Genomic DNA, 18,112 nt, shown 5'->3' on the forward strand with positions numbered 1-18,112 from the left:
ACCGCAATATTTTTTACTTGATTGTTAGTATTAGCGATCGCCTGGTTAAAACTAAACGTTTTTTTGCTGTGTTGCTGCTCGATGCTCTTTTCTCGCTTGTTTTCGTCGCTGTACCGAGGCTGTTCTATTCTCTAAGTTATGAGGATGGCGTGAAACAGATATTTCTTCGCTAGATTCCTGACTAAAATATTTAGCCAAATGGCTGATAGTGGGATATTCAAACATATCAACCAAGGTAAAATCTCGCTGAAATACTTTTTGTAACTTGCTATAAACTTGAATTAAAAGCAATGAATGACCACCAAGTTCAAAGAAATTGTCATGAATTCCTACGTCCCCAATATTTAGTATTTCTTGCCAGATGCTAGCAATAGTTTTTTCTACCTCGGTTTGGGGTGGCTGATAAGCTGCTTCTAATTCAGGTCTTGTTGTATCCGGTGCAGGTAATGCATGGCGATCGATTTTACCGTTAGGTGTCAGTGGCAGCTTATCTAGCATTACAAAAGCTGATGGCATCATGTAGTTCGGCAGCGTTGCTTCTAAATGCTGCCGTAATTGGGACACAACTGCTGATGTCTGCTCTTTTACAAGATCCGAGGTATTAGCAACTACATAGGCGACTAACTGCTTAGATGAGACATCTTTTCTAGCAATTACTGTAGCTTCCCGAACAGATGGATGTTCGTTGATGAGTGCCTCGATTTCCCCCAATTCAATACGGAAGCCGCGAATTTTTATTTGGTTGTCAATGCGATCGCTAAATTCAATTTGACCATCGTTGCGGTAGCGGACGCGATCGCCTGTTTTGTAAAGACGAGAACCTGGCTGCTTACTAAAAGGATTTGGTATAAATTTCTGATCTGTGAGTTCTGGTTGATTCAGATAGCCTCTAGCTACACCAACTCCGCCAATATGCAATTCTCCCCAAACGCCAATGGGAACTGGTTGTAAATCAGCATCTAACAGATATGTTTGCATGTTAGCGATCGCTCGTCCAATTGGCACTTCCCCCTCTACAGTTGCCACATCGCAAATTGTCGCCACTACTGTAGTTTCTGTTGGCCCGTAGCTATTAATTAAACGGATACGTGAATCTACTTGCTCTCGCCACGTCTTAACTGTATCTGGTAAAGCTTTTTCACCACCAATAATAACTAGGCGCAGTGATTCTGGTAACTTTAACGCTGATGTTGCCAGTTCAGACGTTAGTTGATGCCAAAAAGCAGTAGGTAAATCTAAAACTGATACACCATGCTGTTGACATTTTTCATTGAAAGCTTTGATTGAAACCAACATTTCATCAGTTCGCAATACCAAAGTTGCCCCGTTCACCAAACAAGGAAAAATTTCTTCACAAGCGGCATCAAAGCTAATAGAAGCAAATTGCAAGATGCGGTCTTGGGGTTGTATTTGGTACTCTGCGATCGCAGCTTGCACAAAGTTGACCAAAGACTGATGTTGAATGGCGACACCTTTGGGTATGCCAGTAGAGCCTGATGTATAAATTACATAAGCTAAATTTGTCGGAGTGGTTTGATTTACAGGATTTTCTGAGATTCCTGATTGCCAATGAACATCGTCTAAGCAGATGACTTTTGCTGTATGTGCTGGTAACTTACCCTGGAGGTAATTTTGGGTAAATAATACTGACACTTGAGCATCATTTAGCAACATTTCCAATCGTTGCTGCGGATAAGTTGGGTCAATTGGTACGTAGGCTCCCCCAGCTTTTAGGATGGCCAATAACCCAATTATCATCTCCATTGAGCGCTGCATACAAAGCCCTACCAAGACTTCTGGTTTGACTCCAAAAGAACGTAACTGATGTGCTAGTTGGTTAGCTTTTGTGTTGAGTTCCTGATAGGTCAGTTGTTGATCTTCAAAAACAACTGCGATCGCGTGGGGTGTTTTTTCTACTTGCGCTTCAAACAATTCATGGATACATTTATCCTGAGAATACTCAGCTTTTGTATTATTCCATTCTTGAAGAATTTGCTCGCTTTCTTTTGCCGTCAACATCGGCAATTCCCGAAGTTTTCTTTCGGGGTTGGCGATAAATTCTTCTAGCAAGGTTTTTAAATGCCCCAACATTCGGCTAATAATATCACTATCAAAGCGACGGATATCATAAGAAATGGAGAGATTCAATAAATCTGAATTAGGTACTACTCCCAAGGTAAGAGGATAGTTTGTCCAGTCAAATAATGAGCGATCGCTTAATAACTGAGATTCAACAATCCCTATACTTTCAGCAAGCTCTCCTTGATTGTAATCTACTAACTCATTATCAAAAACTAAAATACTATCAAATAGTCGTAACCCACGAGGTATTTCACTCCATTGTTGAATTTTGATTAATGGGCTATATTCATATTCACGCATCTGAACTTCTTCAGCTTGCAGTTTTTTCAACCAAGGTGTGAGCAAAGTATTACTATCCACTTCAACCCTGAGTGGCAGTGTGTTGATAAATAATCCCACCATAGACTCGGCATCTGCTAGCGCAGTCGGTCGCCCCGAAGATGTAGATCCAAAAACTATATCTGAATTTTGGCTATAACGGCTCAACAGCAAAGCCCAAGCTCCTTTAATTAGGATATTTAAGGTAAGCTGATGTTTTCGCGCAAAGGATTTTAAGGCAGTTGTCATAGTTGCTGACAACAAGACTTCTTGCTTTTGATAATCTTCTTTTTGGTCACTAGCAGAAGTTTTCGCTGCAATTATTGGTGTTGGTAGTGTAAATCCTTTCAGCTTTTGCCGCCAAAAAGCCTCTGCTTTGTCTAGGTCTTGTTGGTGTAGCCAAGCAATATATTCTTTATAAGGACGTGGAGATTCTAAATATAAATCTTTACCTTGACAAAAAGCATTATAAAACTCATAGCATTCCTTCCACAGCCAGTTTATAGACCATCCTTCCATTAATATGTGGTGAAAGCTGAAAACAAATTCATAAGTGTCATCAGCCACTTGAATTAATGTTATCCGAATTAAAGGAGCTTCAGAAAGTTCAAAGCCGCGATCGCCATCTGTTTTTAAGAATTCTTTTAGTTGCTTTTGTTGCTCTGAAAAAGATAATTCTCGCCAATCTTGGAATTCCCACGGCAAATCTACTTTTTGATGAACAACTTGGTATGGTTTATCAAGATTATCCCAATAGAAAGAAGTACGCAAAATTGGATGGCGATCTACAACTCGCTGCCAAGCTTTTTGAAAGGCTGAGATATTAAGCTGAGTTTGCAAAGTCAGGCAATTTTGCTCGAAATATACTACTGAACCAGGGGCAGCAATTTTGTGAAAAAGCATACCCTGCTGCATGGGAGAAAGTTCATATATATCTTCAATATTATTTTGTTTCATTAAGAATTCCTCCTACCTGATTGACCAACCTGAGCTAGTAATTTGCTTAAATTGTCTTGATTTATATTTGCTGCCGAAAAATCGGAAGGGGTATACTCTCCTGCTTCTAAAGACTGGCAGTGAGTAATTAAAGATAAAAGTGCTTGGACAAAACTATCAGATAATTTTTCTATTGTCTGACGTTCATGAACATTCTTGCTATAGTACCAATCTAGTTGTAATTGTCCTTCCACAACTGACACAATCAGATGTAATTTATGTTGACGAGTAGCTTGTAAACTACTCATTCCTTCCGGTATTTCTTCACTCAATTGGAATAAAGAATCTTGAGCTAAACTTTTAGCAAGCTGACCAACATAAAGAAACGCTACTTCTGCTTGGGGAATTGACCGAATTTTCTTTTGAATTACCTCATCCTGGCTGAGATAACGTAGCACTCCATAATCAAGACCTTCACCAGAAATGCTACGCAGTTGCTCCTTCACAACTTTCAACGCATCGCCTGGATTATCAGCTTTTTCCAAGTCCAAAAGTACAGGATAGGTAGTAGTAATCCATCCTACAGTTCTAGATATATCAACATTATCTATACCACTAGTACTAACTTCTCGCCCATTTTCTTCTAAGTCAACTAAGAGTGAATTTTCACCCGTCCATTGGGCAAAAGCCTGGACAAAAGCAGTGAGCAAAACTTCTTGGGTATTAGTTCGATAAACTCCTGGAACTTCTTGAAGCAGGGCTTGAGTATCTTTGGCACTCAGCGTCACTGATACAATTTGCTCTGATGCCATATTGTTGATGCTATCAGAATAATCTATTGGCAGAGGAGAAACTTGCTTGTGGCGATCGCTCAACCAGTAATTTTGGGCTTTCTGCAAATTTGCCGAGTTAGCATATTCTTCTAGCCGCAAAGCCCATTGTTTATAAGAAGTTGTCTTTGGTGGCAGTTCAATTGCCTTACCCTGGCGGATTTGCTGATAAGCCGTTTGTAGATCCTCTAGCAAGACTCGCCAAGAACCGGGATCTACTCCCAGGTGATGGGCGACGATGAGCAAGCGGCTGGATTTATTTGCACCCAAGTCAAAAAGTGTTACCCGCACAATTGGCCCTGCTGACAGGTTGAGACTAGTTTGTAGTTGAACAGTAATTGTTTTTATTTCTAGTTCTTGAGCATCTTCTGACAATGCCGATAAATCTATGTGTGTAAATGGGATCTCTTCATAGCCAGCATTCATTGCCTGCCAGCCAGATTCGGAAAACTTGAACCGCAAGCGCAATGCATCGTGGTGTAATAGTAATTGCTGCCATGCTTGCTCTAACACTGCCGGATCGATAACTTCTGCGGCTTCTAAAAAAATTGACTGGTTCCAGTGGTGCGGTTCTGAAATATTCCGTTCAAAGAACCGATGGTGAATTGGTGTAAGGGGTAGTGAACCAGTTACTAAGCCTTGTTCAGCCTGGACAACTTGACTGGTACTGATTACTCCTGCTAATTTAGCGATCGTCTGATGCTCAAATAATTGCTGAGGAGTTAGCCGAAAACCTGCTTTAGCGGCTCTAGCGCTAACTTGAATGCCAAGTACCGAATCCCCACCCAACTCGAAAAAGCTATCGTCGATGCCTACTTGTCCAATGCCAAGAAGTTCTTGCCAGATATGAGCAATAGTTTCTTCTACCTCACTTCTGGGAGCAACATAAGCATTATCTAAATTAGGTCTTACATAAGATGAAGCGGAATTGCTTTTTGATGCAGGTTGAGAATTTTGATTAAACTCTAGTTGAATCCATCTCTTGATACTAGTTTGCAAGTCTACCGTGGATGTAACTATCTGTGTAAATTTACTTGCAGATAAGGCACGTTTAAAAACCTCTAGTCCTTCTTGCCGCGTCATCATCGAGTCAGCACCTTTGGGCAAAAGAGGCAAGGGAGCAGGGAGCAGGGAGCAAGGGGGAAAACTGAGACGAAGCTTGTACTCCGCCTCAGTAAGAGCGACCACCGAAGGAGGGGCTTCATACCCATGTTCCGCTCCGCTCCACGGCAGAGAGGAAGGAGCATTCCCCCTGCCCCCTGCCCCCTTCCCCTCTGCCTCTTTGGGCACAGTCATTGATTCCGAGAACTCTTGAGTTATCCAGTCGCCATAATTGATACTCAACCAAGGAACAAGACTTGTTTGATTATGTTTGTGTACAAAAGCATCCGTGAATATGTGCGCTGCTGGATAGGCAGCCATGCCCATTACGCCCAGAACTGATGCTAATGACGATATGACTACGCAGAAATCGAGTTGCTTTTCTTGTAGTATTTTTTCTAATACAAATAACCCGTAGCCTGTGGAGCGTAATTGAGTTTCACACTCAGTTTTGCTTATTTGTTGAACAGTGTTGTACACTCTCACGGTTGCGGTATGAATGACACCATGAATCTCACCAAAGCGGTTTGATGCTTGAGTCATTACTGCTTGCATCTGTTCGAGATTAGCAACATCAGCGCGACAAATCAAAACTTCTGCACCCAAGGCTTCTAATGCTTGGATTTTCTGGATTTTGCGGCTGATCTCATCGTTATCATCATGCGTCGCTAGCCATTGCAACCACTCTGTTTTTGTGGGCAAACCTGAACGGCCTGTGAGAATTAGTTTAGTGTGCGCTGTTTGGGCAAGATATTCTGCCAACACCAAGCCAACATCCCCCAAACCACCAACAATTAAATATACTCCCCCTTCTCTGATAGGAATTGTTTCTTGATTTGGTTCTTCGAGTTGTATTGGTTCAAAAGTTTGTATCCAGCGATGTTTGCCACGGTAAGCAACTATATTTTCAGGTGCAGTTTGAGTAAATTCTGTTACAAGTTGCTCTATAAGTTGATTTTCTTGGCGTGTCCCTGATTCAGGAATAACTACATCAATTTGACGACAGGTGATGTTCGGATACTCTTGAGGAATCACTTTACAAATTCCCAAGACAGTTGCCTTTTCGGGACACAACTGTTCATCACCGTTCACTTCTTGGATATTGTTGGTTGCTACCAAAATTTGGATATCGGTAACTTCTTGTTTGCCCAATGCTTGCGCTAAGAAAAGTAAACTATAAAAACCTATATTTTGGCATTCTTCAAAAAACTGATGGGATGATTGCGCGTTGGGGATAAGACTCCAAAGATGGACGAAATGCCATTCTGCGATCGCATTTGATTTAAAATTCCATAGTTCCTTCACCAACGCATCATAGTCACGGCTCGATTGGGGATTAATTGCGTAAGAGTTATCACTGAGTTGCTTAAACTTCTCTCCCACAGTCACCGTAATTACATCATGTCCTTGCAATTCAAACTGTTTGGCAATTTTTGAACCAAATCCAGCAGTATCAATAAAGACTACATAACTTAGCTTTGATGTTGATTTACCTCCTAGATGGGGCGAGCGTTTCCAAGAAGGGATATAAAACCAGTCAGCAATATTTGGTTTTTTGTGTAATGCTTGTGGCGATGCAATCGCTAACTGAGCTTCAGGATTAGCATCAATCCAGTAACGCTGACGTTCAAAAGGATACGTCGGTAGGGGGATGCGATCGCGTTGTTCACGAACATAAAAACCAGACCAATCTACTTTTACCCCTGCCAACCAAAGGCGGCCTAATGTGTTCATTAAAAAGGCGACATCTGACTGTTGCTCGTAGGAATGGCGCAGGGAGGGCAGCATCACAGATTTAGCTCTATCGTCACTTTCTAGACATTGCGATGCAAAACTGCTCAATGCTTGACCAGGGCCAACTTCTAGCAAAATCGGATTATCTTTTTGCCATAACTGTTTTACCCCATCAGCAAAGCGGACTGCTTGACAGAGGTGTTTTACCCAATAACTGGGATCTGTTGCTTGGTCTGCGGTAATCCAAGTTCCTGTAACGTTGGATAAATAAGGAATTTTTGGAGGTTTGAGGCTGAATGTGTTAACTAAATCGTGAAAAGTTGGTGCGATCGCTTCCATCATTACAGAATGGAAAGCATGAGAAGTCTGTAAACGTTTACCAACTAAACCCCGTTCATTTAACTGTCGTTCTAATTCTTCAATCGCATCGGTGAAACCTGCAATTACACATAACGATGAGCCGTTAATTGCAGACATGGAGATTTTATCATTTAACAGAGGCTTTATTTCTTCTTCTGAAAGAGCGATCGCTAGCATTGCCCCACTTGGTAACTCTTCAATCATTTGCGCTCTTTTAGCTACCAAAGTTAAAGCATCTTCCAGAGATAAAACCTCGGCTAGAGTCGCTGCTACATATTCCCCGATGCTGTAGCCAATCATTGCCGAAGGGCGAATTCCCCATGATATCCACAACTGAGCTAAAGCGTATTCAATGACGAAAATAGCTGGTTGGGTGAGAAAAGTTTGATTCAGCTTTTGACTGCTGGCATCAGTTTGTTCCGTTCCACGACCTAACATTTTTCGCAAATCTAGCCCAGCAGAGAGAGAGCTTGGTTTCTTTCCATTCTGAGGATACAAGACATCTCGCAAATCAAGACCAAGATGGGGTTTGAGGAGTTCGCAGCATTGGTCAACCGAGGCGCGAAATGTTGATTCAGTTTGGTAAAGTTCCAAAGCCATATCAACATAGTGAGTTCCCAACCCAGAAAACATAAAGGCAACAGAGCGTTCCTGAGTTTTCTGAGTACTGGTTAAAACTCGCTTTGGTTCTTGAAGCGCGTTGACAGCATCTTGCATATCTCGGCAGACAACTGCACGCCGATAATCGAAAGTTCTCCGCCCAACCTGCAATGTATAAGCGACATCGGCAAGGTTTAAATCGGGATGTTCTTGCAAATAATCAGCTAAATTCGTGGTAGCCGTTTCCAGTGCTGAACTAGTTTTGGCAGATAACATTAACAGTTGCCAAGGACGAGAGGAACTCGAAACTTCCGCAACTGGGGCTTCTTCAACAACCAGATGCACATTAGTTCCTCCTAACCCAAAGGAACTAACTCCCGCACGTCGGGGGCTGCCATTTGTTTCCCATTCCGCAAGTTTGGTATTGACGTAAAAAGGACTATTGGCAAAGTCAATTTCGGGATTAGGGGAAGTGAAATGTAAGCTAGGAGGTATTTGTTTGTGCTTGAGTGCGAGAACGGTTTTGATTAATCCCGTCACACCAGCCGCAGTATCCAAATGCCCAATATTAGTTTTAACGGAACCAATGGCGCAGAATCCAATATTTTCGGTACTAGAGCGAAAAGCTTGTGTCAAAGCAGCAATTTCAATCGGATCTCCTAAAGCTGTTGCAGTCCCGTGAGTTTCTATATAAGTGATAGTTTCTGGTTCTACTTCAGCGACTATTTGGGCTGTTCTAATTACCTTTGCTTGAGTATCGATGCGGGGCGCTGTGTAGCTGACTTTGAATGAACCATCATTATTGATTGCCGATCCTTTGATTACAGCATGAATGCGATCGCGATCGTTCAAAGCATCTTCCAATCGTTTCAACACGACAATGCCCACACCCTCACCGCCCACAGAACCCTGGGCATCAGCATCAAAAGCCCGGCAATGTCCATCGGGAGATAATATCCCCCCTTCTGTGTATACATACCCATCTTTTCTGGTGGCGCTGATAGCAACCCCACCAGCTAAAGCGATATCACATTCGCCATTGAGTAGACTTTGACAAGCTAAGTGGACAGCAACCAATGAAGTTGAGCAAGCAGTCTGCACCGCATAACTTGGCCCTTCTAAGTTGAGTTTGTAAGAAACGCGAGTAGTTAAGAAATCTTTATTACCTGCAAGAATTAATTGCTGAGGATCGATAGAGTTGATGATATTTGGATTGAGATAAATATTAAGTAAATAGGTGTTCAAAGCAGAGCCACCATAAACCCCAATCGCACCTTGATAATTTTGGGAATCATATCCCGCATTTTCTAAGGCTGACCAAGCACACTCTAAAAAAATTCGATGTTGTGGATCTGTTATTTCTGCTTCTCTGGGATTATAGCCAAAAAATTCGGCATCAAAAAATTCTGCATCTTCTAATACACCTTGTGCTTTGACATAATTAGGGTCATTTAATATAGATGAACTTATCCCTGCTGACAATAATTCTTCATCAGTGAAAAAGGAAATTGATTCTACGCCATTTTGCAGATTATCCCAGAATTCATCAATATCTTTGGCTCCCGGAAAGCGCCCTGATAAACCGATAATTGCTATTTCTGAGCCAGTGAGAGAATTTGTTGTAGTAATATTCATAATTTTAAATAATATTTCCTATAGATTTAAGTTTTTGTAACCGCTTTCTTTGTTGAGTTTTTCCATCTGTAATTTTTTCGATGACAATATCTGCCACAGAAGAAGATGGTTGTTGTTTAACTTGATTTAAATAATTTGCTAAAGAGTTGATAGTAGGATATCTAAACAGGTCGAGTACAGATAAATCTCTCTGAAATATTTCTCGTAACTGATTATGAACCTGAACTAAAAGTAATGAATGACCACCAAGTTCAAAGAAATTATCATGAATTCCGACATCTTCAAGTTGAAGTACTTTTTGCCAAATCTCAGCAATAGTTTTTTCTACCTCAGTTTGGGGTGGCTGATAAGCTGCCTCTAATTCTGGACGCGCTGTATCGGGTTCGGGTAATGCTTTGCGATCGACTTTTCCATTAGGTGTAAGTGGGAATGCCTCTAGCAATACAAAAGCTGCTGGCATCATGTAACTTGGTAGCTTTGACTCTAGAAAGCTTCGCAATTCAGGAATTTCAAGTGTTTGCTCGATTTGCGGGACTACATAAGCAACTATTCGTTGAGATTCGGCTACCACAATTACAGTTTCGCGTACTGCTGGGTGTTGACTAATAAGTGCTTCAATTTCTCCCAATTCAATACGGAAGCCGCGAATTTTCACCTGATCGTCAATCCGTCCCAGGTATTCAATGTCTCCATTGGGGAGATAACGCGCTAAGTCGCCGGATTTGTAAAGGCGTGCGTTGGGGCGATCGCTAAAGGGATGGGAAATAAATCTTTCAGTTGTTAATTCTGATCGATTTAAATAACCCCGTGTCACACCAGCACCACCAATGTACATCTCACCCTTAACTCCAATGGGTACTAGTTGGCGATATTGATCTAATAAATAAACTTGCAAGTCAGGAATTGGACGACCAATAATACTTCCTAATCCTACTTCTAAGTCTGCCTTTGTCAGTGGACGATATGTAACATGGACGGTTGTTTCTGTAATGCCGTACATATTTACTAACTGGGGAAACTGGTCGCCATGACGTTCAAACCAAGGTCTTAAGCTTTCCAGTTGCAGCGCTTCTCCACCGAAGATTACCAATCGCAGATTTAGCCCTTCGGCAGTTCCCAAAGATTCCTCTACCTGTATGAGTTGAGAAAAAGCAGAAGGCGTTTGGTTAAGTACCGTCACTTGCTGCTTTAACAGCAATTTGTAGAAATCTTCTGGCGAACGACTTAGCCAGTAAGGTGCTATAACTATTTTGCCGCCATACAGCAGCGCCCCCCAAAGTTCCCAAACGGAAAAATCAAAGGCTATGGAATGGAACAGTGTCCAAACATCATCTTGATTAAATTTATACCAATGTTCCGTTGCTGCGAACAGACGAACTACATTGCTGTGATTGACTAACACGCCCTTGGGTTGACCCGTTGAGCCAGATGTATAAATGATATAAGCCAAGCGATCGCTTGTACATCCACTGATTGGATTTTGCGGGCTTTCCTGAACGATCCTTTCCCAGTCAGTATCTAAACAAACAACATTAGTTTGATGCTGTGGCAAATTCTCTATGAAATGCTGCTGTGTTAGTAATACTGAAACCTGAGCATCCTGCAATATGAAAGCTAAACGTTCTGATGGATACGCTGGGTCAAGTGGTACATAAGCTCCACCTGCTTTGAGGATGGCTAAAATCCCAATAATTGTAGATAGCGATCGCTCTACACAAATCCCCACCAATACTTCTGGCTTTACTCCCAACTTTTGCAAGTAATGGGCCAATTGATTAGCTTTGGTGTTGAGTTCACGATAGCTCAATTGCTCATCTTCAAATACCACTGCTACTGCATCGGGTGTTTGTTCTACTTGCAGTTCAAATAACTCATGAATACATTGCTGTTGAGGATATGCAACCTCTGTATTATTCCATTCCAGCAGTAATTGATGTTTTTCAGGTTCTGTTAGCAGTGATAATTCTGAAACCCGTAGCTCTGAATTAGCAACAATACTTGTGAGCAAGGTCTGTAAATGCCCCACCATCCGAGTAATAGTGCTGTCATTAAATAAATCAGTATTATATTCTAAAGCTCCAACTAATCCCCCTTCTGTCTCCTTCATGTCAAGGGTTAAATCAAACATTGCTGTGTTTGCGTGATTCTCCAGGAAATTCAAAGTTAAACCTGAGAGTTCTAACGCAGACATCGGGGTATTTTGAAGAACAAACATCACTTGAAACAAAGGCGCATGGCTTAAATTTCGCTGTGGCTGTAATTCTTCAACTAACAAATCAAAAGGTATATCCTGGTGGCTGTATGCTTCTAAAGTCGTCTCACGTACACGTCTCAACAATTCTCTAAAAGTGGGATTGCCAGTGAAATCAGTACGCAGCACCAGGGTATTGACAAAAAAACCGATTAGTGGTTCGATATCTTTGCAGTTACGATTTGCGATCGCAGAACCGACCAAAATATCTTCTTGACTGCTGTAGCGATGTAATAAAGTTTTAAACCCTGCTAACAAGGTCATGAAAAGAGTAGTATCTTGATTCCGGCTGAGTGTCTTTAACGCCTCAGTTAAATCAGTGGATAAAGAAAATGATTGTCTTTTCCCCCGGAAAGTCTGAATTGGTTGTCGGGGATAATCTGTAGGCAATTGCAAGACAGGGAGATTACCACTAAGCTGTTTTTTCCAGTACGTGAGGAGATTGTCAAGAACTTCTCCCTGCAACCCTTGGCGCTGCCAAACAGCAAAATCTGCATATTGAATAGGTAATTCTGGAAGCGGTGAAGCTTGATTTAGAGAAAAGGCTTCATAAAGCGCAGCTATTTCCTGAATAAGTACTCCCATTGACCACCCATCAGAAATGATGTGATGCATGGTAAACATGACTACATACTCTTCTTCAGCTAATTTCAAGAGAGTACATCGCAGCAATGGTGTTTGAGCTAAGTTGAAAGATTGTGAGGCTTCTTTAATCAGAAATCTTTTAACTTCAGCTTCTTGCTCTACTTGCGGTAATTCTTGTAAATTAATAACAGGTAAACTTAAAGTCAAGCTGGGGTGAATGACTTGAATGGGTTGCCCTTGTTGTGAAACAAAAGTAGTTCTTAAAACTTCATGTCGTCGGACAACTTCGTTAAGAGTATTTTCCAGCGCTGTTATATTGAGCAAGCCTTTAATATGAAGTGCCGCAGGTAAATTATAAAAGTTACTATTTGGTTGCAACTGGTCAATAAACCAGAGTCTTTGTTGAGCAAAGGAGAGAGGGAGATTACCCTCTCGTGGCACTGGATTAATTAGATAATTATCAGAATTTACATCTACATTGTTATTGCCAATAAAAGCAATAATTTCTTCTTTGCGTTCAGCTAATTCTGCTTTAATAGCTGATGTCAGCACATCTTTAGGAGCGTTACAACGCAAGCGATTTTCTTCAACCCATAGCTTGATATCGAGACGACAAAGTTCAGATAAAAACTCTTCAATAGTTTTCATATTTCTATCTCCTCGCGCTCTTGGTGTACCGCATCCAGAGAAACTACTTGTAGCTGTTGAACTGTCAGCATTTTCTCGATTCGCTCTACCATTTCAGCTACGGTAGATCCTTCAAATAAACTCCGTAAAGGTAACTCTATTTTAAATACTTCCCGTAATCGAGAAATAACTTGAGTCGCCAATAAAGAATGTCCACCTAAATCAAAGAAGTTATCATGAATACCTATATGCTCTCGCTTTAATATTTGCATCCAGATATCAGCAACTATCTGCTCTGTTGGAGTACGAGGTGCAACAAAACTGACTTCCGATTCATTCTGAAACTTTGGTATAGGTAATGCTTGACGATCTACTTTCCCACTTGGGCTTATAGGCAAAGCTTCAAGCACTAAAATAGCAGAAGGAATCATATAAGCTGGTAGCTTTTGTTTAAGTAAATCGCGTAATTCTTGGACTAGTTCGCTACTAGTTTGCTCATTTTGATGCCACTCCTGACTAGGAACAACATAAGCCACTAAATATTTATCATTAGGGTTTTCTTCTCTAACTACAACTACAGCTTCTCTAACAGCCTGATGCTGACCGATAAATGTCTCAATTTCTCCAAGTTCAATCCTAAAACCACGAATTTTTACCTGATGGTCAATGCGTCCAAGAAATTCTATATTTCCATCAGGAAGCCATCTTCCCAAATCTCCAGTCTTATAGATTAAATCTTTGCGATTTCCTGGTAATTTCTGACTCCCATCTGTAAAAGGATTAGGAACAAAACTTAAATTAGTTTTTTCTTGATTTTTCCAGTATCCAGCACCTACACCAATTCCCGATACACAAATCTCTCCAGCAGCGCCAATAGGTAATAGTTGCATTTGCTTATCAAGAATGTAGAGATTTAAGTTTGCTAATGGTTTACCTATTGGAACTGTTCGTTGATTTTCATCAAAAGGCTTGTCAACAATAAACTGGGTGATATCATCAGCAGCTTCAGTTGGGCCATAGGCGTTAACAATTTTGATAGAAGGGTATATTTTCAGCCACTTATTTACCCAACTAACCGATACTGATTCTCCTACAACCATCATCCATTTCAAATCAGGTAATTCTCTTTCGGTAATTGGTAGCTGGGAAGTATATTCAAGTAAGCTCCCAAATAACGCTGGTACTAATTCAACAACTGTAATTTTTTCTGATTTTAGTACTTTAAATAGTTTATCAGGAATGGCAACAGTTTCAATATCTACTATTACCGTCTTCCCCCCAATTAAAAGCGGGGCTAAAAATTGCCATACAGAAATATCTGTAGAAGCAGGAGCGCTTTGAAGAAAACAAAAATCTGACTTTAAATCTAACTCATCAAATTGGGCATAGATATGATTTACTGCCCCATCATGTCTGACAATTGCCCCCTTTGGTAATCCTGTAGACCCTGAAGTATAAAGCATATAAGCTGGGTCATTAGCATCATTAATATGTTGGATATTATCAATCGTCAGATTATCAAAATCAAGTTTACTATATACCTTCAAACCTGTTTTATTTACAGTTTCTATTTGGCCAGATAAAATATCATCTAAACAAATAATTGATTCTAATTTTAGACAATCCTTTACTAAGTTAGGTAACAAGTTTATTAATGAGTAATCTGTGGCGATAAATCTAACTTCGCTATTAGATAGCATATATTTAATTCGATTTGGTGGGTAAGTACTATCAATGGGTACGTATGCTCCACCTGCTTTATATATCGCCAGGATAGCAATGAGAAAATTGATATCGCGGTCTTTAAAAATTCCTACAAACTCTCCTTTACGGACTCCTAATTTTTGCAATAATTCTGCTAACTGATTAGCTTTATTATTGAGTTCCTGATAAGTTAATTTAGTTTCTTGATGAACTACAGCTATGTTGTTTGGACTTTGAGATACTTGTTTTTCAAATAATTCATTTATTGTCTGACTAACTGGATATATTTTAACTTTATTGTTGTATTCCTTGAGAAGTTGTTGCTTGTCATTATTTCGTAATAAAGCAATATCCGATATGTTAATATCAATGTTATTAATAATATTTTCAAGCAGATTAATATAATATCTACTCATCAATCTTATATTTTCAGCTTGAAATAGCTGTTCGCTATATTCAATAGTAGCAATAATAATTTTATCATCAGACTTAAAAGAAATAGTTATGTCATTATTTAGTTCAGCGAAATCTGTTTGAGAATGGATATTTTCTAATAAAATTACTATATCAAAAATCGCAGAGCGGTTAGGATTTTTTGGTATCTCTAACAATTTAATTAATTCATCAAAATCAGAGATTTGATGACTGTAAGCACCTATTATAGAACTTTGGACTTGAAAAAGAAAATTTTTGAATGAAATTTCAGGTGTAACCTGATTACGTAAGGGAAGAACCTTACTATTTATGCCATTCTTAGCGATTTTGTCCGATAAAGGGATTCCGATAATAACATCATCATTCCCAGTATATTTTTGCAAAAATATATTTAATGTAGATACAAGTATTATGTAAATTGATAAGTATGAACCCTTACATAGCTTAATGATTGCTTGAGATAAATCCTTGGTTAACTCAAAGCTAAAAGATTGATTTTTGCCACTATAAACCAAAGGTCTCACATAGTCGAGCATGAGATTTGTTTCTGGCAATTCTCCCGATAGTTGGTTTATCCAATAGATTTTTTGGCTAAATAAGTTAGTTGGCTCTAAATCTCTGCTCATACCTTTCCTTAAATTTAATTGATTACCGGATAATAAGTTCTAGTACCTCAATATAGTTTTATACACATTCACTAAAAGCTTTCTCAATGACTGAGCAACCATTTTGTAATGTAGACATATCTATTACTAACGGAGGCAATATTTTAATGACAGTATCATTCCTACCCGCTAATTCAACTATTAATCCGAGTTCAAAACAACGCGATGTTATGCTTCTAGCAAAAGTATTACCACCAAAATTTTTCACATCAATCCCCCAAATCATGCCGATTCCCCGGATTGTTATATTCTCACTAATTGATGCTATTTTCTCAGTGAGAAAGTTTTTCAAAAAAAGCTCTTTATTTTTGACATCCTGTTCCAGATTACTACTTTCTCTATATTCTAAAGCAGCAGTCGCTCCGATAAATGCTAATTGATTACCTCTAAAAGTACCATTATGTTCACCCGGTTCCCATATATCACACTCTGGCTTAATTAATAATAGTGACATGGGAAATCCATAACCACTAATAGATTTAGAGAGTACTACAATATCAGGAACTATACCTGCTCTTTCAAAAGAAAAGAAAGCCCCTGTTCTACCGCAGCCGACTTGAATATCATCGCAAATTAATAAGATATCATGATCGTTGCATAATTTTCTGAGTCGCTGCATCCATTCAATAGGAGCTACAACAACTCCACCTTCAGCTTGCACTGTTTCAAAGATAATTGCTGCTGGTTTTTCAATTCCCGAATTTACATCATTTAATACTGTTTCTATATATTCTATTGTGTCAAAGCTTTCCATAAATCCATAGGGATAAGGCATGAAAGTTACATTACTTGCTATACCAATTGCCCCTGCTCTAATTTCAGTATTGCCGGTAATGGATAGGCTACCTAAAGTCATTCCATGATATGCCCCCATGAAGGAGAATATACCCGATCTTTGCTTGACTTTTCGTGCTAACTTTAAAGCCGCTTCGACAGCATTGGTTCCTGTCGGCCCACAAAATTGAATGCGATAATCTAACTTTTTAGAACTTAGTACTAACTCATCAAACTTAGCTAAGAATTTCTCTTTAGCTGAAGTATACATATCTAAGCCATGTGCGATTCCATCGGCATCTAAATATGACATGACTTTTTGTTTTATATAGTCATGATTATGTCCATAATTTAAAGCCCCTGCTCCGGCAAAAAAATCAATATACTCTTTACCTGAGTCAGAATAAATGATAGAACCTTTAGCTCTATGAAATATATCAGGAAAATTACGACAATAGCTTCTGACGTTGGATTCACACTTCTCAAATATATTCATGAGATTCTTTTGTTAGAATTACAAATTGAGGATGTACACTTCATATCTTTGTCATAGTCTTTTTAAGAAACATAATTTAGATAAGATTTATAGAATTTAAAAATAATCTGAGGAGGTACTTTGAATACTAAACCCATAGTTAGTAAAAAGTTATAGTATAAGTTTTGAACTGGCATTCCTTTTTTGATAGCTGCCATAGCCTTCAGCGAACTCTTATGAGTATGCCAATCGATATTAAAAGAAATTGACATATCTAAACTTCTAACGTGATGTAGCGTTCCAGGGGGCATATATAAAATATCGCCAGGATTTACAATAAATTTAATCGGTCTGGCATTTTTATAGTCAGGATATTTATTAAAATCTGGATTTTCTGGATTAACTAAAAACCATCGCCAGCCTTTGCGATAACAATATTTACCATCTTCAGGTATCAATATTGTAAATTCTTTCCGTCCAACAAGTTGAAAAAAGATATTATTAGTCAGAAGACAATCAAAATGTAGTGGAGTAAGGCTATTAGAAGCACCGATAAAAAATTGACAGTAGCGCCACCATTTGTACCGATACCATTTTGGTAAATAATCTAAAGGAAATGGTTGAACATCTTCTATTAGTGAAGGTATTAAGCTAAATAGTGGCAAGTCATGACAATAGGGTGGTAAATTAGTTTTTTGATTGCTTTCTTCATATTCTTTAATTAATTCTACATATTTTTCCATTGTCAAACTGCATAATTCAATTCCCTTCTTACTACTAAATTTCTTTGCATATATTTTTAAATTAGGAGATAAGTTTTGCAAATATTCTAAAGACCATTTATCAAAGCTCTCCCAATTTTTAATCGCTCCTGAGATGACAACTGGTTTTCCACAGTTAACATAATTTGACTTAAATTCCTGACTAGTTAGTTTATATCTTCGCTCTATTTCATTTGTATTTGAGATGATCATGCTTTCTACCTTTTCTTGTTTACAAA

At 39.2% G+C, this 18,112-nt stretch carries 6 protein-coding genes; all 6 read right to left on the bottom strand.

The genetic code is table 11. The features are described 5' to 3' along the window. Positions 1–51: 51 nt before the first annotated feature. The 6 genes from VB732_RS15435 to VB732_RS15460 all read right to left on the bottom strand — a co-directional run bounded on the left by VB732_RS15435 (position 52) and on the right by VB732_RS15460 (position 18,086). Complete coding sequence (locus VB732_RS15435; RefSeq protein ID WP_323231742.1) at positions 52–3,357, bottom strand: amino acid adenylation domain-containing protein; 3,306 nt, start codon at positions 3,355–3,357, stop codon at positions 52–54. Then, on the bottom strand, positions 3,357–9,596 hold the full coding sequence (locus VB732_RS15440) for a type I polyketide synthase (protein ID WP_323231744.1): 6,240 nt from the start codon (positions 9,594–9,596) through the stop codon (positions 3,357–3,359). Before VB732_RS15440 ends, VB732_RS15435 begins: the two co-directional genes overlap by 1 nt. A gap of 4 nt (positions 9,597–9,600) precedes the next feature. Beyond that, a complete protein-coding gene (locus VB732_RS15445; protein ID WP_323231745.1) occupies positions 9,601–13,080 on the bottom strand; it encodes an amino acid adenylation domain-containing protein in 3,480 nt (1,159 codons plus the stop codon). After that, a complete protein-coding gene (locus VB732_RS15450) occupies positions 13,077–15,824 on the bottom strand; it encodes an amino acid adenylation domain-containing protein (protein ID WP_323231746.1) in 2,748 nt (915 codons plus the stop codon). Before VB732_RS15450 ends, VB732_RS15445 begins: the two co-directional genes overlap by 4 nt. 58 nt (positions 15,825–15,882) lie before the next feature. Continuing rightward, positions 15,883–17,133, bottom strand: a complete 1,251-nt coding sequence (ectB, locus tag VB732_RS15455; RefSeq protein ID WP_323231748.1) for a diaminobutyrate--2-oxoglutarate transaminase — start codon at positions 17,131–17,133, stop codon at positions 15,883–15,885. Positions 17,134–17,195: 62 nt separating this feature from the next. Next, a complete protein-coding gene (locus tag VB732_RS15460; protein WP_323231749.1) occupies positions 17,196–18,086 on the bottom strand; it encodes a cupin-like domain-containing protein in 891 nt (296 codons plus the stop codon). Positions 18,087–18,112: the final 26 nt, after the last annotated feature.

The sequence above is a fragment of the Nostoc sp. UHCC 0252 genome (assembly GCF_034931145.1).
In the GTDB taxonomy this organism is placed as follows: domain Bacteria; phylum Cyanobacteriota; class Cyanobacteriia; order Cyanobacteriales; family Nostocaceae; genus Nostoc.